Below are 23894 nucleotides of genomic sequence, written 5' to 3'. Positions count from 1 at the left end.
CGATGAAGATGCCCGATCGAAATAACCTGGATCTTCCGCCGCCGCCGGGCAGGATTGCCGAAGACTATGGCGTCCCGGACGGCAGGAGCCGGCTGCGCCAGGGCATTGCGGGGGTGTTGTCCTATCCCATCGCCGGACCGCTGCTGGCCCTGATCATTATCGTCGTCGTGTTTTCAACCACCACGTCGACATTTTTTAATCTGGGCAATTTTTCCCTGATCGTCCAGCAATCCGTGGTGGTGGGCACCCTGGCGCTCGGCCAGACCCTGGTGGTCCTGGTATCGGGTATCGATCTGGCCAATGCGGCCATCATGGTGCTCGGGACCATTGTCACCGGCAGTCTCGCCACCACGATCGATCCCCTGGCGGCGCTGCTGCTCGGTATGCTGGTGTGCGTCCTGGGCGCCGCCGCCAACGGGCTGATCATCACCTGTTTCCGGCTGCCGCCGTTTATCGCGACCCTGGGCATGTTCACCATTCTCACCGCGAGCGCGCGGCTTTATACGCATTCGCGCAGCTATCCGATCATGTCCGATTTGATTGAAGTTCTCGGCACGGGACCGTCCTGGGGAGCGGTCACCATTACCTACGGCAGCATGCTGTGGGTGGCCCTGACGCTGGTTTTGGCCTATATCCTGACCAAAACCGCCTGGGGCGTGCATGTCTACGCCGTGGGCAACTCGCCGGCGGCGGCCCGCTTGAACGGGATCAGCGTGGGCAAAATGCTGTTTAGCGTATATGCGCTGGCGGGAGTTTTTTATGCTTTCGCGGGCTGGCAGGCGCTGGGGCGCACGCCCATTGCCGATCCCAGCGGCTACCCGCTGGCCAACCTCGACAGCATTACCGCCGTGGTCATCGGCGGAACCAGTCTGTTCGGCGGCCGGGGCAGCGTATTGGGCACCTTTGTCGGGGCGCTGATCGTCACCGTACTCAAAAACGGCCTGACCCAGGCCGGCATCGATTCGCTCTATCAACAGATTGCCACCGGTATTCTGGTTATCCTGGCGGTTGGCGTGGATCAATACTTGCGCAGGGGACAACGCACATGACGGATGCCGCTGATACTTTACCCTCTGCCGCTTCCGGCCCCGCCATCGTGATGACGGCCGCCGGACTGGTTAAGCGTTATGGCCATGTCGTCGCCCTTGACGGCGCCGATTTTGAATTGGCCCGGGGGGAAATCCTGGCCGTCGTCGGCGACAATGGCGCGGGTAAATCGAGCCTGATCAAGGCGTTGACCGGCGCGGAGATCCCCGATCGGGGCCATATCCATCTGGACGGCAACGAAGTTCATTTTAAAAATCCCCTCAGCGCCCGGCTGTCGGGCATCGAGACGGTTTACCAGGAACTGGCGGTAGCCACGCAGCTGAATATTACCCAAAATCTGTTTCTTGGCCGCGAACTGCGCAAGCCGGGTATTTTCGGCACGCTGTTCCGCCAGTTGGATAAGGCGCGCATGCAGCGGCAGGCGGCGGATCATATGCGCAATCTCGGCATCCGCGTGCAGTCGATTAATCAAAAAGTCGAAACCCTGTCCGGCGGCCAGCGCCAGGCCGTGGCCGTGGCGCGGGCGGCGGCGTGGGGGCGGCGCGTGGTGATCCTCGATGAACCCACCGCCGCGCTGGGCGTACGCGAAACCAACCAGGTACTGGATCTGATTATCCGGGTGCGCGATCAGGGATTGTCGGTGGTGCTAATCAGCCACAGCATGCCCAACGTGTTTCAAATCGCCGACCGTATCCATATCCACCGGCTGGGCCGGCGGGCGGCGGTCGTCAGTCCCAAGACCACGTCGCGCAGTGACGTGGTCGCCGTGATGACCGGCGCCCTGGAACCGTCGGCCGTCGCGTCGGCGCTGATTAACCAGTCGGCAGGTATCGGTAGATAAAGGGTCCGCAAGCCCGGCGCCTGCGGACCCTGCGGACCCTGCGGACATCATAGATAAGCTCATTTTGGAGGCAAGGTATTATGTCGATCCTGGACAAATTTTCAATGCGCGGAAAGGTTTCGGTTATCACCGGCGGCAACCGCGGTATCGGGCGCGCCATCGCCACGGGCCTGGCGGAGGCGGGATCGGCCATCGCCATCGCCGCCCGCGACGACGCCAAGAGCGAAGCCACGTTACAAGAACTGAGCCGGCTCGGGGTGCCGGTTATCGCGGTGCGCACCGACGTCGCCAGCCGCAGCGATGTGGAAGCATTGCTGGAGCGGGTGACCCGCGAACTCGGCCCGGTGGACGTACTGGTGAATAATGCGGGTATCGGTTTTCATGCCGATGCGCTGACGCTTAAGGACGAGGAATGGCAAAAGCTGTTCGCCATTAATCTTGATGCGGTCTGGAAGGCCAGCCAGATTTTCGGCAATCAGATGGTGAAACGCGGGAGCGGGTCCATTATTAACATCGGGTCGATATCCGGCAGCATTATCAACCGTCCGCAATGGCATTCGCCTTACGGCATTTCCAAGGCCGCCGTCCATCATCTCACCCGATCCCTGGCCGCGGAATGGGCATCGTCGGGGGTACGCGTCAATGCCATCGCCCCCGGGTACGTGAAAACGGAAATCGCCTCCGATGAGTATGAAACCTATCGGCATTACTGGCGGGACGAAGTGCCGATGCAGCGCTATGCGACGCCGGAGGAAATCGCGCCCATGGCATTATTGCTGGCCAGCGAAGCGTCATCCTTTATTACCGGTTCGGTATTCACGGTGGATGGCGGATATACGCTCTGGTAGTCCCGGGTAGTTATCTTTGCCGGCGATGCCGCGATATCCTTGACTGTGGTATCGGTTCGGGTGGTGGGGGGGCAAAAAGCCGTGGTATGCATAACGGACATAACTGCCGCCCGAACCGGCATTAGCCTTGAATGCCGCGCCAGGCCTAGTATCGATAGGATTATTCGATTCATTATCGTTCAAGGGCTAAATCATGCGTATTACCGACGTCGTTGAAATAACTAAACCGATCGCTTCCCCTATCCGTAATGCTTATATCGATTTCAGCAAGATGACGACCAGTCTGGTCGCCGTGGTGACCGACGTAATTAAAGACGGCCGCCGCGTGGTGGGTTACGGCTTTAACTCCAACGGCCGTTACGGCCAGGGCGGACTTATCCGTGAACGTTTCCGCGATCGTATTTTGCTGGCGGACCCGCACAGCGTGCTGAACGACGCCGGCGACAACCTTGATCCCCATCGTCTTTGGGCGGCAATGATGGCCAATGAAAAACCGGGCGGCCACGGCGAGCGCTCCGTCGCCGTAGGGACGCTCGATATGGCCATTTGGGATGCCGTCGCTAAAATCGCCGGAGCGCCCCTGTTCCGGATGCTGGCGCAAATGAACGGCGTGCAAGCCAATCCGCGCGTGTTTGTTTACGCCGCCGGCGGTTATTATTATCCCGGCAAGGATCTCGCCGCGCTGCGCCAGGAGATGCGCGGCTACCTGAACCGTGGTTATAACGTGGTTAAAATGAAAATCGGCGGGGCGGATATCGCTGAAGATCGCCGCCGTATCGACGCCGTACTGGATGAAATCGGCAGCGACGCCCGGTTGGCGGTGGATGCGAACGGCCGCTTCGATCTCGAAACCGGCATCGCCTACGCCAAAATGCTGCGCGATTATCCGCTGTTCTGGTTCGAGGAGGCCGGCGATCCGCTGGATTATTCCCTGCAAGCCGCCTTGGCGGGCTTTTATCCGGGCCCCATGGCCACCGGGGAGAACCTGTTTTCCCATCAGGATGCCCGCAATCTGCTGCGCTACGGCGCCATGCGCCCGGACCGCGACTATCTCCAATTCGACTGCGCGCTGTCTTACGGCCTGGTTGAATATTTGCGCACCCTGGAGGTGCTTAAGCAGTTCGGCTGGTCCCCATCGCGCTGCGTTCCCCACGGCGGACACCAGATGTCGCTGAATATCGCGGCGGGGCTTGGGCTCGGCGGCAATGAAAGCTACCCGGATCTGTTCCAGCCCTATGGCGGGTTCCCGGATTCGGTGACCGTTGAGAATGGCTATATCACCATGCCCGAACTGCCGGGTATCGGATTTGAAGGCAAGGCCGATCTGATAAGCGTAATGCGCGAGCTGGCCGAGTAATTACGGCTAGGGGGCGGCGTCGCCGGCGAGCCGCGCCCATAGCCGTTCCGCCGCCTCGGTCATTCGTGCGGCGGGACGGAAAACCCGGATTTGCACCGGCACGTCGAAACGCGGGTTTGCGCCGGCGGCGCTAACTAATGCGCCGTTGCGCAGATCCGGCTCCGCCAGGGTTCTGGGCAGCCAGGCCACGCCATCTCCCGCCCGGGTCATGGCCAGAAGGGTGGCGGCCAGATCGGAGGTGAACACGGCGTTCATTTTTTCCCGTAGCAGGCGCGTATTGCGGCTGTGCTTGATTATCCGGCCCAGGCCTGAATCCGCACTGTAGCAAAGCAGCGGAATGGCCGTATGTTTATCGTCCATGGCCCATTTGGGCCGCTTGCCGGTCTCATCGGGCGCGGACAGCGGTATCAGGGTGTCTTCACCGACCTGGATACTGATAAATTGCGCGCCGGCAAGGCGTTGGGCGGTATCAGGATGATAATGGCACAGTAAAAACTGCGCATCGCCGTGGACGAACATCCGTTCGCAGGCGTCCAGGGTATCCGACACCAGCTTTAACGGGTCATAAAGATGTGAAATACCGGTTTTGCGCAGCCAGGCGGGGAAAAACAGCGAAGATAACGAATGGGTGGCGGAAAAGGTCAGCGCCGGTATCCCTTTACCCGCCGCTTCCAGCGTTTTTGCCCGCAGGGAATGAATCGAGCGCAGGAATTCCAGGGCCCGATCGTTAAACATCTCGCCGGCAACCGTCAGCCTGACCCCGCGGCGGTTTCTTTCAAACAAAGCCGTGCCGACCCAGGCTTCCAGCGCCTGGATACGCCGGCTGAAAGCCGGTTGCGTGACATGCCGCAATTCGGCGGCCCGGGAAAAACTCAGGGTATCCGCCAGCGCCGCGCAGTCTTCGAACCAGACCAGCTCGATTTGGGAATGATTCACCATACCTCGACTCCACGGTATTGATTATCCATCGGTATTATAGCGTAAACGTTAACCGCCGCGTTTCCCGGGGGATCACACTTCTCGCGGGCAGTGGTGTAAACAGCTATCGGCATGCTGGCCGCGTGTGGACGAAATTTTTTTTGATTTCGACGCGCGAAAGGCTTGAAAAATGCGCGGCCGATCTTATTTTATTACTGCATGGGCAAGGAGACGCTGTCATGGGCATCAGCGATGATAATGTCTCCGCTGACCAACGCGTAATATGAAGATAAAGGCAGAGTGGTTGTGACTAACGAGGAGGTTTTATTATGATTACTCATCCTTTTTCGCTTCTTCCTTCTTTAAATGATTCGCTGCTGACCGATCGGTTCAACCAAATTGACAAGCTGTTCAGCCGGCTGACCGGCAATGATCCGGTGGGGCAGTCCCCTTCCTACGATATTATCCAGCGCGGCGAAGGGAAATATGCGCTTACCCTTAGCGTGCCCGGCTATCAGGAATCCGAGCTGTCGGTGAGCACCCGCAATGGACAGTTGGTGATCGAAGGCCATCATGATGATGGCCAGGCCGGCAAAGATGATGATGACAACTGGCTGCATCGGGGCATCAGCCGCAGCGATTTCACGCTACAGTTCAGTATTCCGCGCGGCACCAAAGTCACCGGGGCCAAACTGGCCAACGGTCTGCTGGACGTTGAGCTCGAACATGAAATTCCCGAAGAGGAAAAACTGAAAAAAATCACCATCCGGCGCGACGAACAGCCGGAGCAGCGCAAGGTTATTGAACACGCCGCCAGCGGGCGATAATCCTGCGCATGGGTGAAAGTAGGTAAATCAGCATTGGTTTAGTCTTCCATAGGTTATTTGGCCCTGTTCTCTTGCGGGAACAGGGCTTTTTTATCATCAAAAACCAGGCATCGACAACGGATACAAATCCCGGCCTACAGCAGCATGGGCAGGGTGACGCTGGCCGTTTCCCGGCTACACAGGGCGTAACGCGGGTCACATTTGAGCAGCGACATAATCACCAGTTCCACCAGCAGCATCACGCCAACCTTGGAGTGCAGGGCGCCGGCGGTGAAGGGGCCTTCCGGTTTGGCGGCCACCAGCAGTACATCCGCCATGGCGGCCAGCGGACTGCGCGAGGTATTGCTCAGTACGATGACGCGGCTGCCGCGTTTACGCGCCTGTTCCACGACATACAGCACATCGCGGGTCGAGCCCGAGCTGGAGATAGCGACGGTAACGTCTTGAGCGGCCAGGCTGGCGCTGTTCATTGCGGCCAGGTGGGCATCGGTGAATACCTGGGCCGGAATACCGAGCCGCAGCAGTTTATAGTGCAGGTAATCCCCCATGGTGGCGCTGGCGGCGACCCCGAAGATCTGTATATGGCGCGCATGATGCAGCAGAACCGCCGCCGCGTCGAGATCGTCGCGCTTGATTAACCTGCCGGTATCGTGCAGCGCCAGCGCGCACTCGTCGATAAGCGTGGCGATATCGTCGCGGCTTTCCTCGGGCAGCGCCGGCGCCGCCTGCTGCAAGTTAATGGCCAGCGCCATTTTGAATTCGGTAAAACCTTTGCACCCCAGGTGGCGGCAAAAACGGGTAATGGTCGCTTCACTGGTGTCGCTTTCCCGCGCCAATTCAGTGATGGTCATATACAGCACGCGCTCCGCATGCCGCATCACAAAGCCCCCCAGTTTTTGCAGCGCCGGGCTCAGGCTTGGCATATCCAGTCTGAGATTCAGCAATAGATTCTCTTTTTCGTTCATCCGATCCTCTGCGGCTCCTGGCCTGGAAGCGTAGTGTGGCCTGACGGCCGGACTTTCACCAGCCGATTTTCGTCCGGGAGCAATAATTAAAAACTATGACGATAATTATTTCTTTTTTATTTTATCGTGGTAAAAATTACCATCAACACCTCAATCCCTGAAGGAAATTTTCATGTCCCTATTTCGCAGCGGCGGAGAGAGCGCCTGGTTTGAGCAAGCGCAGCGCTTCGGCAAATCCTTTATGTTGCCGATAGCGATACTGCCGGCGGCGGGATTATTACTGGGCATTGGCGGCGCGCTGTCCAATCCCAATACCATCGCCGCGTATCCGTTTCTCGATATCGCCTGGCTACAAGGCGTTTTTACCGTGATGAGCAGCGCCGGCACCATCGTCTTCGCCAATCTGGCGGTGCTGTTTGCCGTGGGGGTGGCCGTTGGCCTGGCGCGTAGCGATAAAGGCACCGCCGGCCTCGCCGCGCTGCTGGCTTTTCTTATCATGAACGCCACCATCAACGCGCTGCTGACGCTCTCCGGCACGCTGGCCGCCGGCAATCCCGGCGCCGTGGGGCAGGGAGTGTCGCTGGGTATCCAGACCCTGGAAACCGGCGTGTTCGGCGGCGTGGTGGTGGGACTGGTCAGCGCCTGGCTGCATCAACGCTACCATAAAATCGACCTGCCGCAGTTCCTGGGGTTTTTTGGCGGTTCGCGGTTTGTGCCCATTATCTGTTCCCTGGCGGGGATCGTGCTCGGCGGCGTGATGGTGGTGGTGTGGCCGCATTGCCAAAAGGTGATTTTCGGCCTGGGCGGACTGGTCGATCAGACCGGCTATCTGGGGACTTTCCTGTATGGCTTTATCCTGCGCATGCTGGGGCCGTTCGGGTTGCATCATATCTTCTACCTGCCGTTCTGGACCACGGCGCTGGGCGGCAGTGAAATCATTAACGGGCAATTGGTGGAAGGTACGCAGCGCATTTTTTTCGCGCAGCTGGCCGATCCGCATACCGCGCAATTCTACGTCGGTACCTCGCGCTTTATGTCCGGACGCTTTATTACCATGATGTTTGGACTGCTGGGCGCTTGCCTGGCGATGTACCACACGGCGAAACCGGAAAACAAAAAGCGGGTCGGCGGCCTGCTGCTTTCCGCGGCATTGACCTCGTTCCTGACCGGCATCACCGAGCCTATCGAATTCTCGTTCTTGTTTATCGCCCCGTTCCTGTATGTGCTGCACGCGGTGTTCGACGGGCTGGCTTTTATGCTGGCGCACATGTTGCACATCACCATCGGCCAGACGTTCTCGGGCGGGTTTATCGATTTCATCTTGTTCGGTATTTTGCAGGGCGAGGCGAAAACCCACTGGCTGCTGGTGCCGCTGGTGGGGGTGCCGTGGTTTTTCCTTTACTATTTCTCGTTCCGCTATTTGATTACCCGCTTTCGGTTGAAAACCCCGGGACGCGAAGATGACGCGGCGCCGGTTGACGGCGAATCTTCCGGGCAAGGCTCGCGGGCGGCGCTGGTCATCAGCGCGTTGGGCGGCAGGCACAATATCGGCGAACTGGATTGCTGCGCCACGCGCCTGCGGGTAACGGTAAAAGATGGCCTGCGGGTCAACGAAGCGGCGTTGAAGCAGACCGGCGCGCGGGCGGTGGTGCAACATGGTAAAGGTATACAGGTAATCTACGGTCCGCACGTGACGGTGATTAAAAATGAAATTGAGGAGATATTGGCGTTATGAGTCGTTCCATGCTGGATGCAATTAAAGGAAAACTGGTGGTATCGTGCCAGGCGCTGGAAGATGAGCCCTTGCACGGTGACTTTATCATGGGCCGCATGGCCCTGGCGGCGAAGCGGGGCGGCGCCGCGGCGATCCGCGCCAACAGCCTGGCGGATGTGCGCGCGATTATGGCCGGCGTGGATTTACCGGTGATCGCCATCCTCAAACGGGATTACCCCGGTTTTGATGTCTATATTACCGCGACGATAGCCGAGGTCGAGGAGTTGATGGCCGCCGCTCCGGCTATGATTGCCCTGGATGCCACGGCGCATCCGCGCCCGGACGGGGTCGCGCTCGGTGATTTGGTGCGCACTATTCGCCGGCGCTATCCGCAGTTGCCGTTAATGGCGGATATCGCCACCGTGGATGAGGCGCGCACGGCGGCGGAACTGGGTTTTGACTGTGTCGGCACCACCTTGCATGGCTATACCGCGCAAACCCGGGGACGCACGTTGCCGATGGATGATTTCGCATTTCTAAAGGCGGTCCTGGCCGCGGTGGATAAACCGGTGATTGCGGAAGGTAATATCACCACGCCGGAGATGATGGCGCGCTGTTTGCAACTCGGCGCCCATGCGGTGGTCGTGGGCGGGGCGATCACGCGTCCGCAGCAAATTACCGAACGTTTTGTGGCGGCGTTGCCGCATTAAATGGGTCTGCCGGTCAACGACCATCATGACCGGGAACCTTCCGGGCGGCGGGGTAATCAACGCCCCGTAATCCGGGGCGTCGGGTGGGGAACATCGCGGTTAACGTAATGCCCGGCAGGCGCGGGCGATGCGTTCGCAGGCTTCATCCAGACGGCGATCGTCGATGGCGTAGGCGAGCCGCAGATAGGGCGACGCGCCAAAGGCCGAACCCTGCAGGGTGGCGACGTGGGCGGCATCGAGCAAATAGGCGGCGACATCGCTGTCGCTGGCGAGGATGGCGCCCGCCGGCGTGCTTTTGCCGATCAGGCCCGCGCAGTTGGCAAATACATAGAATGCGCCGGGCGGCTCGGCCGCGTCCAGGCCGTCGATAGCGCTGACGCAGGCCATGATTTTAGCCCGGCGCCGGGCCAGGGCGGCCATCCAGTCGTCCATAAACCCCAGGCCCTGTTCCAGCGCGGCCACGGTGGCCGCCTGGGATATGGAGCTGGGGTTGGAGGTGCTTTGCGATTGCAATATCTGCATGGCCGAGATAAGCCAGGCCGGTCCGCCTGCGTAGCCTAGCCGCCAGCCGGTCATGGAATACCCTTTCGATACGCCATTCACCGTCAGGATGCGATCTTTGAGCCTGGGTTCCACCTGCGCCAGCGTGGCGAACTCTCCCGCCGTATGGCAGATATGCTCATAGATATCATCGGCCATGATCAGCACGTGCGGATGAGCGAGTAGTACCTCGGCCAGCGCCGCCAGTTCGGCGCGCGAATACACCGCGCCGGTGGGGTTGTTCGGCGAGTTGAGGATCAGCCAACGGGTTTTTGGCGTAATAGCGGCGGCCAGATCGGCGGGCCGCAGCTTCCAGCCGAGGATTTCGGCGCAGGGCACGATGTGGGCTTCGCCCTCGGCCAGCGCCACCATATCCGGGTAGGATACCCAGTAAGGGGCGGGAATAATGACCCGATCGCCCTGGGATACCGTCGCCAGCAGGGCATTGAAAATAAGCTGCTTGGCGCCGCTGCCGGCAATGATTTCGCCGGGGGTATAATCGACGCCGTTTTCGCGGCTGAATTTAGCGATAATGGCCTTTTTTAGCGCCGCCGTGCCCGATACGGCTGTGTATTTTGTATCACCTTGTACAATGGCGTCGATGCCAGCTTGTTTGATATGCGCAGGCGTATCGAAATCCAGCTCGCCCTCGCCAAGATTGATAACATCCACGCCGGCGGCGGATAGCGCGCGAACCTGGTCGGAAATCGCCGCGGTCGGCGAAGGTTTTACCCGGCGTAAGCGAGGCGCAAGTTGTTCAACAGCCATTATTTCCCCTATTTCACGATAATAAAATTGTATTATATGATACAATAAAATCAATTTAAGCTATCACGTCTACGCCGCGAATGCCCATTATTTTTTACCGTCTTTATGCGATGCTCTAACGCTGGCGACGGCTATTGGGGCGGCGCGGACACCAACCGGCCTTGCGCAAGGACGGCCTGGCACACTTTTACGGGACCTCAAGCCATGACATTGATATTTGTTGCGCACGACACGCCGGAACCGGCGCTCTATGGGGCCATGGCCGCTATCCTGGCCGATCGGCTGCGCCTGCCGCTGACCCATCTGGCGCAAGCTTGGGATCTGGCGGCGTATCCCGATGCCTGCCAGCATGCGGCGGCGGCCGGCCCGCTGGTCGCCAGCGGGCTTATCTGGCATGAGCGTTTGGGCGGACGGGGCGTCGGCGCGGCGAAAAATTGGTCCGAACTGGCCGAATTGCCGGCCGGGCAGGATTGGGTGATACCGCTCGGCCCGGCGCATCTGGCTGAATTGCCCGACCGGCTCCGGGCATTGGACGAACTTGGCCTGGACTATCGGCTGGCGCAGGTGGAAATGGCGCCGTCGGGCCTGGCCTTTACCTGCGGCGGCGTCACGCAAACCGCCTGGGGCCAGTGGCGACGCGACGCTTACGGCCGCTGGTACGGGCAGGACATTGCAGATCCCGTGCCCGGCCCCTCGGCCGACGGCGCCCGCCGGGATGATTTGGCCGCCGAACCCGCGCGCGGCGTCGAAGCCGGCTTAGCCCGCGCGAACGGTGTTCCACTCGGCAAGGCGGCGCTTTGCATCGCTCTGCTGGGTTCACGGCGCGATCAGCTGGAGGTTTATCCCGCCATCGCGGCGGCGCTCGGCGATGCCGCCGACGCCTTGTCGCTGAGCCTTGATATTCTGTTTGCCTCGCCGCGGGAATCGCTGGCGGGTATCCTCGACCGGGCGGACGGCGTCTTGTTGCCCGGCGGCGCTTCGATGGCCAACGTGGCGGGGCAGATTGCCGCGGCGCGCTATAGCCTTGATAACGCTATTCCCACCCTGGGGCTATGCCTGGGTATGCAAACCATGACCACGGCGGTGGCCCAGCGCATGCTGGGATCGAGCGAGGTCAACCTGGCCGAGGCCGAACCCCTGGCGCCGGTTAAATCCTTTGTGCCGCTGGCGCCGAAGCGCGGGCATCCGCGGCACCGCCTGGGGGAGCAGATGATGCTGAGCGTGCCAGGCAGCCGCATGAACGCGCTGCTCGGCGACCGGTCGGCCATGCGCTATAACCACCGTTTCCAGCTTAATCCGGCGTTAAAGCAGGGGCTGGAACATTATGGCCTGCGCATCAGCGCCACCGATGACAGCGGGACTATTGCCGACGGCGTTGAATTTACCGACCACGTTTTTTATCTTGGCGTACAGGGCCATCCCGAACTCTCGTCCGCCCCCGGCCGGCCGCATCCGCTGCTGCTGGCTTTTCTCACGGCGGCGGCGCGGCGGCGGGAAGCGTAATTACTTCAGGGATACGCCGGTGCGCGGGTCGGCGGCCAGCCGGGTCAGCTCGGCCGCTATTTGGGCGATGGCGTCCGCCTCAAGATCGATAAGCGGCGCGCGCACATGGTGGCCGTCGAAACCGCGCAGATTCATGGCCGCCTTGACCAACTGCGGCTGGCCGTGGCGGCGGGCCAGGGCGCGGTAGGGATACCACAGGCGGTGCAGATCGCGGGCGGTGGCCGCGTCGCCGCGCTCTATCGCCCGATAGGCGGCCAGGATGATCTCCGGCAGCGCGCAGCTGTTGGTGCTGCTGATGCCGTCGAAACCGCACATCATAGGGCCGAGAAATGCCAGGTCGGAGGCGCAGAACAGCCGCAGGCGGCCGGCCAGGCGGTTGGCTATCTGGTCTATGGCGGTCGGATTCAGATCGCCTTGCTTGATGCCCACCACGCCGTCGATATCCGCTAACTGCTCCAATACCGCCGGCGGAAGGGTGATGCCAATCCCCGGGGCGTTATAGACCAGGATGCCGGTGCGCGAGAGCGGCGCCATTTGTTTAAAAAAGCTGACAATCTGCGCGTCGGTGACCTCCGAGACAAACGGCGGGGTGACCATCGGCAGGCCGCCCAGGTCGCCGGCCAGGGTGGTCAGGTCGCGCACCGTGCGCGCGTCTGAGCCGGCGCTGCACAGCATCACCGGCACCCGATCGCCGACTACATCCATCACCCGGTGAAACAGCTCGGCGCGCTCATCGGCGCTCATCGCCGGGAACTCGCCATAGGTGCCGCCAATCAGCACGCCGTCATAACCCAACTCGATAACCCGCTCGATATTGCGGGCGAGCCCCGCGAAATCAAACTCTCCCCCGACCGTAAACGGGGTTACGGTGATATTAAAAATACCGCGCAGGCGTGCCTGGCTTTCACTGATGTCTTTCATAAATACGCTTTCCTGTCTTTCCTGTTGCATTAGAAACGCGACCGCCGCCCGGCCATGGGGCCGGGTATACGGCATACTTAAGGGCGATACCGCCGGCGCCGGTATCCCAGCGGACGATGCTTATCCCGCGGGATAGGCGATCGGCCGCCGTGGGGTGCCTTACAGCCGGTAGAGCGGACGGTCCACCGAGCCTAGCGCCCGGTAGCCGGTTTCCGTCACCACGATGGTCTCGCTGACGCCTACGGTAAATTCGCCATAGATCCTGAGCGCCGGCGGGATATGGAAGGTCATTCCGGGCCGCAGTTCGGTGGTGATGCCGCTGTAGAGGCTGAGGATCGCCCCTTCGCCCCAGTCCGGCGCGAACGATACGCCGATGGAATAACCGGTGCGTTTTTTAAAGTTTTCGGTATACCCGGCGCGGTCGATCACCTTCTGGCAGGCAAGATGCGGCGCTTCGCAGGTGGCGCCGGGGCGGATGGCGTCCAATGCCGCCTGCAGGGCTTCCTGGCAGGTTTTTTCCATTTCCAGCGCCACCGCCGGCGGTTTGCCCAGCCATGCCGAGCGCATTAGCGCCGCATGATAACGGTCATGGGCGGCGGCCATTTCCAGGAAGATCGGATCGCCATCAAGAATTTTACGCCGGCGCCAGGTGCCATGGGGCACGCCGGTGCGCGGGCCGGTGGACACCAGCGGCTCCATGCCCATATATTCCGAACCGGCGGCGATTGCCGCGCCCATCATGGCGGCGACCAGGTCGTTCTCGGTGGCGCCGGCGCGGATGGCGGCGCGTCCGGCCAGCATGCCCGCGTCCACATAGCGGGCGGCATGGGCCATTTTTTCCAGCTCGGCGGCGGATTTCACCGCGCGCAGCTGTTCAATCACGCCCGCCGCGTCGTGGATGGCGCCCAGTTCAGCTTGTAGCGCCTCGTACACCGCAATCGGCAGGAACCAGCCGCGTTTATCGATGCCGATGCGTTTTTGGGTCCAGCCGCGCTCCTTGAGCACGCCGAGCAGGAAGTTTACCGGATTGTCCCCATCGGTATAAATGGCGGCGTCGCGGATAAAGGTATTGGAAATAAAGTTAAAATACTCCAACTGGCGGATGACAAATACCGGGTCTCCCTCTACCGGCAGCACCAGGGTCTGGAAGGTGTAGTAGCCCGGCGTTTGCTGGCCGGTCAGGTAAAAGATATTCTCCGGGCCGGTTATCACCATGACGTCCAGTCCGGCCTGGATCAGAAGCGCGCGGGCGCGCTCGATGCGGCCGCGGTACTCGCCCTCGCCGAAGGCGGATTCGCCGCCCGGCACCACGCGGCCCAGATCGGGCAACGGGGTTTGGTCTACTGCTGTTGGGTTGGTCATTTACAGAACTCCTGGATAAATTCCGCGCGGGCAGGGTCAAAATTGACGCCCAGCCCGCACGCGCTTGGGCTGCTGACCAGCCCACGAGAATAGATAAGGCCGGCGACCGGATCGTTGCCCAGCCCGTCGGCGCCGTAAAGTTCGGCATGCGCCGGGCGGGTGGCGCAGGCGGCATGCAGGGCGGCGGCGGTGGCGGCCGCGCCCTCGTTCATCTGGCCGATCATAAAGGGTATGCCCGCGGCGTTAAGCCGCCGGGCGGCGCGCAGGATTGGGCCGAGGCCGCCCATCTTCACCAGCTTCAGGTGCGCCCATACCTTGCCCCCCAGGCCGATGATGCGGGCCAGATCGGCGTCGCTGCTCATGCTCTCGTCGAGCATGAGCGGGATCGGACTGGCGTCGGCCAGCGCGCGGTAGCCGTGGTCCCCATGATCGGCCTCGCCGTCGGCGATCGGCTGCTCCACATAACGTAAATCAAAGGGCGCCAATGCGCGCAGGCGCGCCAGGGCCTCGCGCGCCGGCCACTGGCCGTTGGCGTCCGCCGCCAGGCGGATGGCGTCGCCGAAGCGGCGGCGCAGGGCGCCGACGCGGTCCAGGTCCTGGTCAAACCCGGCCACGCCGACCCGCAGCTTCAGATCGGTAAAACCCCGTTCGACATACGCATCGGCCTGTTGCAGCATCTGCTCGCGCGACGACCAGAACAGCGTCTGGTTGGTCGGGTAAGTTAGCCGCGCGGTCGCCTCATCCTCCTGCTGCGGGGCAACGGCTGAGCCTTGCCGCCCTTGCGTTGGACTATTTATCGGCGGCGCAATACCCGTATGAAGCCGCTCCCGCCGGGTATCGCCGGCCAGCAGCCGGGCGACGCTGATATTTTGCTGCCGGGCCAGCAAATCGTGCAGCGCGATATCCAGCAGCATGCGCGTGGGCGCAAGGCATCCCGCGGCCCAGATGTCCAGTCCGGCCAGCAATTGTCCGGCATCCAGGCCAAGATCGAGCAGGCGCAGGTAGCCCTGGACGTCGTCCAACACCTGTTGCGGGGCGTAGCCGTTAAGGTAGGCGATATTGATGCGCACCTCGCCCAGGCCGCGTATTCCCCGGTCTTCCAGCAGCAGATACAGTTCGTCAAGCGCCGCCACGCTGCCCGAAGAGGCGGTATACAGCCGCAGATGCGGATAGCGCAGCGCGGCGCGGTATAATGTGGCTTTCACCCAGGCTCCTTAGCGATGCATCATCGCCAGCGCCACGTCGCGATAAATTTCGCTGGCGGCAATAAATTCATTAATCGGCACGAACTCATCGGGCTTATGCGCGTCGGCCAGCGAACCGGGGCCGATGACAATGCCTTTGGCGCCCAGGCTGCGAAAATGCACCAGATCGCATCCGCCCTGGAAACCAAACGGTCCCGGTTCCTGGTTGCCTTGGGCGCGGCAGGCGTCAAGGCCCGCCAGCACGATGGGGTCGTCGGATCGGGTTTCCGTCGCGCCGCCGGTGGTCGGTTTAAAGGTGACGATTTCACTGCGCACGCCGAATTTTTCCTGCGCCAGCGCCAGTAAATCACGGATCTCCCGCTTGACCTGTTCTTCGTCCTCGCCCGGCACCATGCGGCGGTCCAGCAGCAGTTCGCAGCTATCGGGCAGCACGTTATCGGCATGGCCGCCGCTGATGCGCGTCACCGTCAGGCTGGCGGTTCCCACCAGCGGATGGCAGTGGCAGCGCACGTTGTGTTCGTGGGCGTGCTCCACCAGTCCCAGCAACTGGGCGGCGCGGAATATCGCATTCTCGCCCAGTTCCGGCGTGCCGGAGTGCGCGGTTACGCCGTGCACCCGCACCAGCGGACGCAGGCTGCCTTTATGGGCGGAGTAGGTGGTGTTGGAGGTGGGTTCGCCAATCACCGCATAGTCGATTTTCGCCGGCGCCTCGCGTACATAAAATTTGGCCCCCTCGCTGGCCGCTTCTTCGTCGGCGACAAAAATACCCATCAGCGTGCCGCGCCACGCGTCGGGATTGGCCGCCAGCATCCGCATTGCTTCAAGCATCGCCACCAGCGGCCCTTTGGCGTCGCAGGAGCCGCGGCCGTATAATTTGCCGTCGCGTTCGGTCAGCGTGAACGGGTCCTGGCTCCAGCCGGTACCCGCCGGCACCACGTCGATATGGGTATTAAAGGCAAAGCAGGGGCCGGCGCCGTTTTCCAGGCGCGCAATCACGTTGGTCCTGCCCGGCAGGTATTCGCTAAGGGCCAGGTCAAAACCGGCCGCGGCAAGAAGTCCGCTGATATGCTCGGCCGCCTCGCGCTCGCGCCCCGGCGGGTTTTCGGTGTTGATTGCAACCAGCGCGGCTAGATCGCGTTTCATCCTGCCGATATCGGGCGATGAAAGACTCATCGACATCTCCTGAAGTGAATAAAGGCCCCTGACGAGGCGTGGGGTGGATATCAGTGCAATATCTGGTCGAGGAAGCGCTGCGCGCGCTCGCTCACTTCGCCGCCGAAAAATTTATCGCTCGGGGCGTTTTCAATGATTTCGCCGTTTTCCATAAACACGATATGGTTGGCGGCGCGCCGGGCAAAGCCCATCTCGTGGGTCACCACGATGCTGGTCATGCCCTCGGCGCTCAGGTCGGCCATCACGTCGAGCACCTCGCGGATCATTTCCGGGTCCAGGGCGGAGGTCGGCTCGTCGAACAGCATCAGTTTGGGTTTCATCGCCAGCGCGCGCGCAATAGCCACCCGCTGCTGCTGGCCGCCGGACAGTTCGTCAGGAAACGCGTCGGCTTTATCCGGAATGCGCACCTTGCCCAGCAATTCCAGCGCCTGGGCCTGGGCTTCGGCGCGGCCGACGCCGCGCACGGTCATCGGCGCCAGCATGATGTTCTCGGCGGCGGTCAGATGGGAAAACAGTTCGTAGCTTTGAAACACCATGCCGATGTCCTGGCGCAGTTGGTGCGGCTTGATATCGGCGTGGGTAATATCCTGGTTGCGAAAAAAAATGGCGCCGCCTTCAATCGGCTCCAGCAAGTTGACGCAGCGCAACAGGGTGGATTTTCCCGAGCCGGAAGGGCCAATCAGCACCACGGTGTCGCCCTCGGCAACGTTGAGCGAGCAGTTTTTCAGCACATGCTGCGGGCCGAAATGTTTATCGATGCCGATGATCTCAAGTACCGGTTTTGTACTTTTCATGGACGCTTCCTCAGTGTGTCGTGCTGGTGCTGCTGCGCAACAGGCGTTCGGTTAAAGTCAGGGCCGGTTTTCTGCGCTTTTTCGGATCGAGATACCGTTCCAGCCAGGCCTGTCCGACCATAAAAATGCTGGTTAGCACCAGGTAATAGATGCCGGCGGCGCACAGGGCCTCGAAATAGCGGAAGCTGGCGCTGGCGGTCTGGTTGGCGATAAGCAGCAGTTCCTGCACCGCGATCACCGAGACCAGCGCGCTGGATTTCAGCATGCTGATCATCTGGTTGCCCATCGGCGGCAGCACGATCCTTGCCGCCTGCGGCAATACGATCTTGCGCATGATCTGCCCACCGGTCATCCCAAGCGCCATGCCCGCCGTGCGCTGTCCGCTGCGTACCGCCTGCAGGCCGGAGCGCAGGATTTCAGCCATATACGCGCCTTCGTTAAGCGACAGCGCCAGAATGGCGCAGGTAAAAGCCGAAAAACGTATTCCAAAGCCGGGCAGGACGTTATAGACAAAGATGATCTGGAACAGCACCGGCGTGCCGCGAAACAGCCAAAGATAAAAGAAGGCCAGCCCCGTGCAGATACGGAACCGGGATTCTTGCAACAGGGCCAGCACCAATCCCATGATGATGCCAAAAAACAACGAACACACCGTGAGCATCAGGGTCATTAACGCGCCCTGAAAGAACGCCGGTGAGAACAGGTACTGCCAAACAAGATCAAGGGACATGGACTTTCCTTAAACACCGCAACCGGTAAACTTTATGGTGATCAAAAAATAGCCACCGACGCGGGGAACTGCCATTTAGCAATCAATTTCTGGTAGGTGCCGTCGGCAACTACTTCTTTCAGGCCGTTTTCCAGCAGGGTTTTCATCTGCGCGTCGCCTTTACGTACCGCGAAACCGATATGGGTGTCGGTCTCGAATTCGTCGCCCGTCGTTTCGAAGGTATCCCCTTTTTCGCTCAGCAGCGCCACGGCGCCGGGAGTGGAGAGAAATTCAGCGTCGGCGCGCCTTTGCGCCACCGCTACCGCCGAATCGGTGGCCGCCGGGAAGGTCATTACGTTAATCGCCGCCTTGCCGGCGTCCTGGCACTGTTTGCTGGTGACGCGCGCCTGGCTTTCCTCGATGCCGCCCAGGGTCACGGCGATGCTCTTGCCGCATAGCGACAGATCCCGGCCGGTAATCTTCTCCGGATTACCCTTGGCGACCACCACCCGGCTGCCGATTTTCAGATAGGGGACAAAATCCACCTGCTCCGAACGGGTCGGATTGATATACATCGCCGAGTTGATAATATCCAATCGCTTGCCCTGCAGCGCCGGGATCAGCCCCTTGAATTCCATCGACATCGGCTGCGGTTTCAGCGCCAGCTTGGCCGTCAAGGCGTTTACCAGATCAATATCAAAACCGGTCAGCGCGCCGTCCTTCATGTACTCAAAGGGCATAAACGTGGCGGCGGTGCCGTAGGTCAATTCGCCCTTGCTGACCAGGGCAGGCGCGGCGGCCTGGCTCATCAGGGGGGCGCCCAGACATAACGCGGCCAGGGTAACGGCGGCATAGCGACGTAAGAACTGTTTTTTAGACATGTCAGGCTCCGGGGGATGATGAGCACAATTGCTCTTTGTGATACAGTAAATACAATTTAAATGACTTGTCAAGGCTCTATTTTGGTGCATAAGATGCACTATTTTAGGGATTTAGGCTGTTTCTCAGGTATTATTGTGTTGGCGTATATTGTATAATAATATACATCTAATACTTTTGGACGCGACACTCCATGACTCTAACGGCGACGGCCAGCGGAAGGCGGCTGGCAAATCAAATCCTTGATCTGATACGCGAGGCAAAATTCGAACCGGGACATCACCTGCGCGAGCAGCAGTTGGCGGATATGGCGGGCGTTTCGCGCACGCCGGTGCGCGCGGCCATGAAATTACTGTGCGAGCTGGGTATTATCGAAACGCGGCGCAACCAGGGTTTTTTCCTGGTGAAACCTTATGATGAAATCCAGCGTATCAGCATAGATGTGCCCGCCAGCAGCGATCAGGACCTTTATGATCAGCTGGTCAGGGACCGCATCGCCGGCAAATTGCCGGAATCCCTGACGCAAATCGAAATCTCCCAGCGCTACGATGTCGACCGCAACGTGCTGTCGCGCACGCTGCTGCGCCTGTCGGAGGATGGACTGATTGCGCGCAATAAAGGCCAGGGCTGGTCGTTTCTGCCGACGCTGAACACCGACGTGGCGCTAAGCAACGGCTACCGGTTCCGGTTAATGATTGAGCCGGGCGGGCTGTTATCGGAAAGCTTCCAAGCCGATAAAAGCGCGCTCATACGTTTGCGGCAACAGCATATGTTCTTGATTTCACATCCCGATATCTTAAATATCGACGGGCGGCAAATTTTTGATACCGATGCCAGCTTCCATGAAACGCTGGCGGAATTCAGCGGCAATATTTTTGTGCTGCAATCCATCGTTCAGCAGAACCGGCTGCGCCGGTTGCTGGAATTCGGCAGTTACACCAATAAACAGCGGGTGCGGGAATGGTGCGGCGAGCATGTGGACATTATTGATGCGGTGATGGAAGGCCGCATGGCCGAGGCCGCCGAAATGATGCGCCGCCATCTGCAATCCGCCTATGAAAATGTGCTCAATAAAGTCAGCAAAACCAGCAAAACCAGCAAAACCAGCAAAACCAGCAAGGGCGGCTAAGCCGCCGATATGGCGTGCCCGCGGGCATGATGGCAACAATGCGGTAGGTCCATCCCGGAGGTTCGGCGCACGGTAGATTCGCGATCGCCGAACCTGCGACGGGGGTATTTGAGCGGCATCAGTCAACACACGCATAGGCGGAATCAACCGCCGGTAAACTTACATTCCACACATCAGGAGTTGGTCATGGATTTTGGCATTCAGGGGCGCGTGGCGCTGGTCAGCGGTGCCGGCGGCGGCCTGGGGCGCGCCATCGCGCTGGCATTGGCGGCGGAAGGCGCCAAGGTAGCGGTCTGCGGCCGCACGCAGAGCGCGCTTGACGAAACCGTCGCGCTTATCGAAGAGCGGGGCGGCAGCGCGCGCGCCTGGACATTGGACCTGACCCGCCAGGACACTTTTGACGCCGTATTGGCCGCTATCCGCGCCGCCTTGGGGCCGGTGGGCATTCTGGTCAATAATTCCGGCGGCCCGCAGCCAAGCGGGGCGAGCGGCGTGGCGCCGGAACAATGGAGCGCCCAATTTTCCGCCATGGTCGGGTCGCTTATCCTGCTGACCGACAAAGTCCTGCCGGATATGCGCGCCGCGGGCTGGGGGCGGATTATCACCAGCACATCTTCCGGCATCATAGCGCCCATCGCCAATCTGGGCATGTCCAATACCCTGCGCATCGCGCTGGCCGGCTGGTCGAAAACCCTGGCCGCGGAAGTGGCGCGCGACGGCATCACGGTCAACGTCATGGTGCCGGGCCGTATCGCCACCCGCCGGGTGGGACAGCTTGACGCCGCCCGTGCCGGTAGAGAAGGGGTGAGCGTGGAAGATGTGGCGGCCAAAAGCGCGGCGGCGATACCGGCCGGACGCTACGGCAACCCCGAGGAATACGGCGCCGTGGCGGCATTCCTTGCCAGCCGCCAGGCATCTTATCTGACCGGAAGCGCGATCCGTGTCGACGGCGGCATGATTCCCTCAATCTGAGCAACAGGCCGCGCCGGCGATGATAGCGGTCAACTACCCCGCCGGGAGGGGCCGGGCGTAATCAAGGCGCCCTGGCCGAAATCGCGCCTCCCCCGATCAAACCGCAGGCGGGTCCGCAACCAGGCGCAGGAGCGTGACTTCAGACGGCGCGGCCAGCCGTATCGGCGGCCCCCAATAGCCCGTGCCGCGGCTGGTATATACCCACAGATCGTCGAGTTTGGCCAGCCCGTGCACGAACGGCTGCTGCAACCTGACAAAGAATTGCCACGGCAGGAACTGGCCGCCGTGCGTATGGCCGGATAATTGCAGCGTGAAGCCCGCCGCCGATGCAGCCGTCGCAGAGCGCGGCTGATGGGCCAGCAGTAGCCGGAACAAGATATCGCCCGGTGCGCCGCCCATGGCTTTTTGCGGATCGCTCGCGTGCGCCGGATCGAAGTTGCCCCCGCCGTAATCCGTCACGCCCGCCACGACGGCGCGCGCGCCGTCGTGGTTAACGACCACATGTTCGTTCATCAGCACCTTGAAGCCAAGCCTGCGAAACTCAGCGATCCAGGCATCCGCACCGGCATAGTATTCATGATTTCCGGTAACGAAGAATGTGCCGTGCCGCGCCGATAACGCGCCAAGCGGCCGGGCATCGGCCTCAAGTTGCGGCACGGAACCATCGACGACATCGCCCGTCACCGCAATCAGATCCGCATTGAGCGCATTGACGGTTGCGACGATTTTCTCGACATAGCCGCGTTTAATGGTCGGGCCGATGTGAATGTCGCTGATCTGCACGATTCTAAAGCCATTCAGCGCCGCCGCCAGCCCGGCGATAGGGACATCGATAATCTTCACCGGCGCATTCCGGCGCGCGTAATAGACGCCCAGCAAGGTGAGCAGTATGGCAAACAGCGGCACGCACAGCGCGCTGGCGGCGGTAAAATCCCCAGTCGCCGCGGTTGCGCCCCGCACGCTGTTTACGGCGTAAAGCAACAGCAACAGAATATCGCGCAAAACTGTCAGCACCAACAGCGACGAAAAGCAGCCCATCATGAGCAATCCTGCCCACGCGAGCCGGTCCGACAGCGGCTGTTTTTTGATATTGCGCGCGGCCATGCCGAGCGGGATCAGCAAAACGGACGCAACCAGCAGTAGCGCCGCGAGCCATTTGAATGGAGTGCCGGTAGGCAAGGCCGGAACGAGCCGCACGCCGATATACACATGTAAAAGAGTGACGATGCTGATAAGGCGAATGAAAAAAGCGGAGCGAAGCATAAGTAATCTTCTCTTTCAATAGTTAAGTGGCCAAGTGGCATCGGCCGCGATGTTTGCGTGTCGCCAAAATCGCCTTTCTGACTCATTAGGCGCCACCCGCCGTTGTAATGATGCGGCCTGAACTGACTGTAATAACGCCTGATATAACCTGGGATGCTGCACCAAGTTTGAGTAACCGCCCAAGCTTACGATGTTTTGCTATGGTTTCTGAACGGGCGGAAAAAGGCCCTGATCTCCTGTGAGTAAAGTTCGGGTTCTTCCATTGCCGCGAAGTGACCGCCGCTGGATAACTGCCTCCATCGACGAATGTTGTAGCTTTTTTCCACCCAGTTTCGCGGAGGTGGCAGAATATCCGCCGGGAAACAGGCAATCCCTACGGGCACATCCGTCTTTTGCAGCGGTGGAAGTGAATGGGCATTTTCATAGTACATATTGATTGATGTACCTATTGATCCTGTTAGCCAGTACAAGGATATATTGGTCAAAATTTCTTCCCTGCTGAAACGGCTGAACAAATCCCCGCCACAATCGCTCCATGAGCGATATTTTTCGGTTATCCAAGCCGCCAGCCCGGCGGGAGAGTCATTCAGGCCATAGGCCAGCGTAGCGGGTTTTGTTGCCTGAACGGACATATAACCACCTTCCTGATTGAGCCACCGGGTCGCCGACTGTCGATAGGCCTGTTCTTCTTCCGTCAGGGTTTCCGGGGTTTTATGCACCATCAAATCCCTGATTATTCCAACATCGGTAAGATGAATGGCGGTAAGGTGTTCAGGATACTGTGCCGCCAAGTAGCGAGTGATGCCTGAACCAATGTCGCCTCCGGCCGCGCAGAAATTTTCATACTCCAGCCGGTCGGTCATTAAAGTGCGCCATAATCCGGCCACCTTCGCATTGTCAGGGCCTGGCGTATAAGGGCTGGTTGAAAAACCAAAACCCGGAATGGAGGGAATGATGACGTCAAAAGAATCGCTAGGATCGCCGCCATAGCTGGCCGGGTCCGTCAGGTATGGGATAATTTTCTGGTAGCGCGTGAAAGAATCAGGCCAGCCGTGCGTAAGAATGAGTGGAATAGGTGAAGGGCCTTTGCCGCGCTCATGAATGAAATGAATGTCGTAGCCCGCTATTTCGCTGTGGAAATGTGCAAAACGGTTTAATGCCGTTTCCTGCGTCCGCCAGTCAAAATCATTCCTCCAGTATTCTATCAGCGCCTCAATAAAGTCTGCCTGAACACCCTTTTCCCAGCCGGCGCCCACCGGCCGGTAAGGCCATCTGATATTTTCAAGTCTATGATGGAGATCATCTAGCTGAGATTGGGCGATATCGATCTTAAACCGCTCTGTGGCCATATTGCTTTTCCTAAGTGAATTTAGATTCTCAAGTGAAAAATGCGCGGTATCGCGGCGGATTTCAATAATGAAAAGTGCTCAACTGGCAGGTCCGGATGAT

At 60.2% G+C, this 23894-nt stretch carries 22 protein-coding genes; 10 read left to right on the top strand and 12 right to left on the bottom strand.

The features are described 5' to 3' along the window. The first annotated feature begins 2 nt into the window (after positions 1-2). The 4 genes from ACL2XP_RS14235 (at position 3) to ACL2XP_RS14220 (ending at position 4093) form a co-directional block, all read left to right on the top strand. Positions 3-1049, top strand: a complete 1047-nt coding sequence (locus ACL2XP_RS14235) for an ABC transporter permease (RefSeq protein WP_413733437.1) — start codon at positions 3-5, stop codon at positions 1047-1049. Beyond that, entirely contained in the window at positions 1046-1888 is an 843-nt protein-coding gene (locus tag ACL2XP_RS14230; RefSeq protein ID WP_413733436.1) for an ATP-binding cassette domain-containing protein, read from the top strand. The genes ACL2XP_RS14235 and ACL2XP_RS14230 overlap by 4 nt, the downstream gene beginning before the upstream one ends. 80 nt (positions 1889-1968) lie before the next feature. Beyond that, entirely contained in the window at positions 1969-2736 is a 768-nt protein-coding gene (locus ACL2XP_RS14225; protein WP_413733435.1) for an SDR family NAD(P)-dependent oxidoreductase, read from the top strand. A 193-nt stretch (positions 2737-2929) separates the two neighbouring features. Then, entirely contained in the window at positions 2930-4093 is a 1164-nt protein-coding gene (locus tag ACL2XP_RS14220) for a mandelate racemase/muconate lactonizing enzyme family protein (protein ID WP_413733434.1), read from the top strand. 6 nt (positions 4094-4099) lie between these two features. Here ACL2XP_RS14220 and ACL2XP_RS14215 read toward each other — a convergent pair whose 3' ends face one another. Next, positions 4100-5032 (bottom strand): LysR family transcriptional regulator, encoded by a 933-nt coding sequence (locus tag ACL2XP_RS14215; protein ID WP_413733433.1) that lies wholly within the window; start codon positions 5030-5032, stop codon positions 4100-4102. A 308-nt stretch (positions 5033-5340) separates the two neighbouring features. On the opposite strand from ACL2XP_RS14215, the gene ACL2XP_RS14210 reads away from it, so the two are divergent. Continuing rightward, positions 5341-5838: an Hsp20 family protein gene (locus tag ACL2XP_RS14210; RefSeq protein WP_413733432.1), complete on the top strand. Its 498-nt coding sequence runs from the start codon at positions 5341-5343 to the stop codon at positions 5836-5838. A 134-nt stretch (positions 5839-5972) separates the two neighbouring features. Here ACL2XP_RS14210 and ACL2XP_RS14205 read toward each other — a convergent pair whose 3' ends face one another. Then, positions 5973-6803 (bottom strand): MurR/RpiR family transcriptional regulator, encoded by an 831-nt coding sequence (locus ACL2XP_RS14205; protein ID WP_413733431.1) that lies wholly within the window; start codon positions 6801-6803, stop codon positions 5973-5975. A gap of 172 nt (positions 6804-6975) precedes the next feature. Between ACL2XP_RS14205 and ACL2XP_RS14200 the strand changes: the two genes are divergently transcribed. Next, positions 6976-8538: a PTS transporter subunit EIIC gene (locus tag ACL2XP_RS14200; RefSeq protein ID WP_413733430.1), complete on the top strand. Its 1563-nt coding sequence runs from the start codon at positions 6976-6978 to the stop codon at positions 8536-8538. Further along, the gene (locus ACL2XP_RS14195; RefSeq protein WP_413733429.1) at positions 8535-9227 is read left to right on the top strand and encodes an N-acetylmannosamine-6-phosphate 2-epimerase; all 693 of its coding nucleotides are present in this window, start codon (positions 8535-8537) and stop codon (positions 9225-9227) included. The genes ACL2XP_RS14200 and ACL2XP_RS14195 overlap by 4 nt, the downstream gene beginning before the upstream one ends. A gap of 99 nt (positions 9228-9326) precedes the next feature. Here ACL2XP_RS14195 and ACL2XP_RS14190 read toward each other — a convergent pair whose 3' ends face one another. Then, positions 9327-10535, bottom strand: a complete 1209-nt coding sequence (locus ACL2XP_RS14190; protein WP_413733428.1) for an aminotransferase class I/II-fold pyridoxal phosphate-dependent enzyme — start codon at positions 10533-10535, stop codon at positions 9327-9329. 204 nt (positions 10536-10739) lie between these two features. On the opposite strand from ACL2XP_RS14190, the gene ACL2XP_RS14185 reads away from it, so the two are divergent. Next, positions 10740-12038: a glutamine amidotransferase-related protein gene (locus tag ACL2XP_RS14185; protein WP_413733427.1), complete on the top strand. Its 1299-nt coding sequence runs from the start codon at positions 10740-10742 to the stop codon at positions 12036-12038. Here ACL2XP_RS14185 and ACL2XP_RS14180 read toward each other — a convergent pair whose 3' ends face one another. From ACL2XP_RS14180 to ACL2XP_RS14150, 7 genes are all read right to left on the bottom strand, one after another. Next, positions 12039-12959, bottom strand: coding sequence for a dihydrodipicolinate synthase family protein (locus ACL2XP_RS14180; protein WP_413733426.1), 921 nt, complete (start codon positions 12957-12959; stop codon positions 12039-12041). It abuts the gene before it with no gap. A 159-nt stretch (positions 12960-13118) separates the two neighbouring features. Next, entirely contained in the window at positions 13119-14321 is a 1203-nt protein-coding gene (locus ACL2XP_RS14175) for a M24 family metallopeptidase (RefSeq protein WP_413733425.1), read from the bottom strand. Further along, the gene (locus tag ACL2XP_RS14170) at positions 14318-15526 is read right to left on the bottom strand and encodes a mandelate racemase/muconate lactonizing enzyme family protein (protein ID WP_413733424.1); all 1209 of its coding nucleotides are present in this window, start codon (positions 15524-15526) and stop codon (positions 14318-14320) included. Before ACL2XP_RS14170 ends, ACL2XP_RS14175 begins: the two co-directional genes overlap by 4 nt. Positions 15527-15535: 9 nt before the next feature. Beyond that, on the bottom strand, positions 15536-16699 hold the full coding sequence (locus ACL2XP_RS14165) for a M20 family metallopeptidase (protein WP_413733423.1): 1164 nt from the start codon (positions 16697-16699) through the stop codon (positions 15536-15538). A 50-nt stretch (positions 16700-16749) separates the two neighbouring features. Further along, complete coding sequence (locus ACL2XP_RS14160) at positions 16750-17493, bottom strand: amino acid ABC transporter ATP-binding protein (protein ID WP_413733422.1); 744 nt, start codon at positions 17491-17493, stop codon at positions 16750-16752. 10 nt (positions 17494-17503) lie between these two features. Continuing rightward, entirely contained in the window at positions 17504-18223 is a 720-nt protein-coding gene (locus tag ACL2XP_RS14155; RefSeq protein ID WP_413733421.1) for an amino acid ABC transporter permease, read from the bottom strand. 41 nt (positions 18224-18264) lie between these two features. Next, on the bottom strand, positions 18265-19083 hold the full coding sequence (locus tag ACL2XP_RS14150) for an ABC transporter substrate-binding protein (RefSeq protein WP_413733420.1): 819 nt from the start codon (positions 19081-19083) through the stop codon (positions 18265-18267). A 191-nt stretch (positions 19084-19274) separates the two neighbouring features. On the opposite strand from ACL2XP_RS14150, the gene ACL2XP_RS14145 reads away from it, so the two are divergent. Then, positions 19275-20210 (top strand): GntR family transcriptional regulator, encoded by a 936-nt coding sequence (locus ACL2XP_RS14145; protein WP_413733419.1) that lies wholly within the window; start codon positions 19275-19277, stop codon positions 20208-20210. 186 nt (positions 20211-20396) lie between these two features. Then, on the top strand, positions 20397-21182 hold the full coding sequence (locus ACL2XP_RS14140; protein WP_413733418.1) for an SDR family oxidoreductase: 786 nt from the start codon (positions 20397-20399) through the stop codon (positions 21180-21182). A gap of 96 nt (positions 21183-21278) precedes the next feature. Here the strand turns inward: ACL2XP_RS14140 and ACL2XP_RS14135 are convergent, their stop codons facing one another. Further along, positions 21279-22445, bottom strand: coding sequence for a metallophosphoesterase (locus ACL2XP_RS14135; RefSeq protein ID WP_413733417.1), 1167 nt, complete (start codon positions 22443-22445; stop codon positions 21279-21281). A gap of 185 nt (positions 22446-22630) precedes the next feature. Then, positions 22631-23794 (bottom strand): epoxide hydrolase family protein, encoded by a 1164-nt coding sequence (locus ACL2XP_RS14130; RefSeq protein WP_413733416.1) that lies wholly within the window; start codon positions 23792-23794, stop codon positions 22631-22633. Positions 23795-23894: the final 100 nt, after the last annotated feature.

This window comes from Sodalis sp. RH21, from assembly GCF_047324175.1.
Classification (GTDB): Bacteria; Pseudomonadota; Gammaproteobacteria; order Enterobacterales; family Enterobacteriaceae; genus Acerihabitans.
This window is presented reverse-complemented; position numbering and strand designations above follow the sequence as displayed.

Excerpts from the sequence above, each read along its gene's own strand:
- ACL2XP_RS14215 (WP_413733433.1), bottom strand. The coding sequence starts at position 5,032 with ATGGTGAATCATTCCCAAATCGAGCTGGTCTGGTTCGAAGACTGCGCG.
- ACL2XP_RS14210 (WP_413733432.1), top strand. The coding sequence starts at position 5,341 with ATGATTACTCATCCTTTTTCGCTTCTTCCTTCTTTAAATGATTCGCTG.
- ACL2XP_RS14160 (WP_413733422.1), bottom strand. The coding sequence starts at position 17,493 with ATGAAAAGTACAAAACCGGTACTTGAGATCATCGGCATCGATAAACAT.
- ACL2XP_RS14140 (WP_413733418.1), top strand. The coding sequence starts at position 20,397 with ATGGATTTTGGCATTCAGGGGCGCGTGGCGCTGGTCAGCGGTGCCGGC.
- ACL2XP_RS14225 (WP_413733435.1), top strand. The coding sequence starts at position 1,969 with ATGTCGATCCTGGACAAATTTTCAATGCGCGGAAAGGTTTCGGTTATC.
- ACL2XP_RS14195 (WP_413733429.1), top strand. The coding sequence starts at position 8,535 with ATGAGTCGTTCCATGCTGGATGCAATTAAAGGAAAACTGGTGGTATCG.
- ACL2XP_RS14150 (WP_413733420.1), bottom strand. The coding sequence starts at position 19,083 with ATGTCTAAAAAACAGTTCTTACGTCGCTATGCCGCCGTTACCCTGGCC.
- ACL2XP_RS14155 (WP_413733421.1), bottom strand. The coding sequence starts at position 18,223 with ATGTCCCTTGATCTTGTTTGGCAGTACCTGTTCTCACCGGCGTTCTTT.
- ACL2XP_RS14175 (WP_413733425.1), bottom strand. The coding sequence starts at position 14,321 with ATGACCAACCCAACAGCAGTAGACCAAACCCCGTTGCCCGATCTGGGC.
- ACL2XP_RS14235 (WP_413733437.1), top strand. The coding sequence starts at position 3 with ATGAAGATGCCCGATCGAAATAACCTGGATCTTCCGCCGCCGCCGGGC.
- ACL2XP_RS14145 (WP_413733419.1), top strand. The coding sequence starts at position 19,275 with ATGACTCTAACGGCGACGGCCAGCGGAAGGCGGCTGGCAAATCAAATC.
- ACL2XP_RS14165 (WP_413733423.1), bottom strand. The coding sequence starts at position 16,699 with ATGAGTCTTTCATCGCCCGATATCGGCAGGATGAAACGCGATCTAGCC.
- ACL2XP_RS14200 (WP_413733430.1), top strand. The coding sequence starts at position 6,976 with ATGTCCCTATTTCGCAGCGGCGGAGAGAGCGCCTGGTTTGAGCAAGCG.
- ACL2XP_RS14205 (WP_413733431.1), bottom strand. The coding sequence starts at position 6,803 with ATGAACGAAAAAGAGAATCTATTGCTGAATCTCAGACTGGATATGCCA.
- ACL2XP_RS14130 (WP_413733416.1), bottom strand. The coding sequence starts at position 23,794 with ATGGCCACAGAGCGGTTTAAGATCGATATCGCCCAATCTCAGCTAGAT.
- ACL2XP_RS14185 (WP_413733427.1), top strand. The coding sequence starts at position 10,740 with ATGACATTGATATTTGTTGCGCACGACACGCCGGAACCGGCGCTCTAT.
- ACL2XP_RS14180 (WP_413733426.1), bottom strand. The coding sequence starts at position 12,959 with ATGAAAGACATCAGTGAAAGCCAGGCACGCCTGCGCGGTATTTTTAAT.
- ACL2XP_RS14190 (WP_413733428.1), bottom strand. The coding sequence starts at position 10,535 with ATGGCTGTTGAACAACTTGCGCCTCGCTTACGCCGGGTAAAACCTTCG.
- ACL2XP_RS14135 (WP_413733417.1), bottom strand. The coding sequence starts at position 22,445 with ATGCTTCGCTCCGCTTTTTTCATTCGCCTTATCAGCATCGTCACTCTT.
- ACL2XP_RS14230 (WP_413733436.1), top strand. The coding sequence starts at position 1,046 with ATGACGGATGCCGCTGATACTTTACCCTCTGCCGCTTCCGGCCCCGCC.
- ACL2XP_RS14220 (WP_413733434.1), top strand. The coding sequence starts at position 2,930 with ATGCGTATTACCGACGTCGTTGAAATAACTAAACCGATCGCTTCCCCT.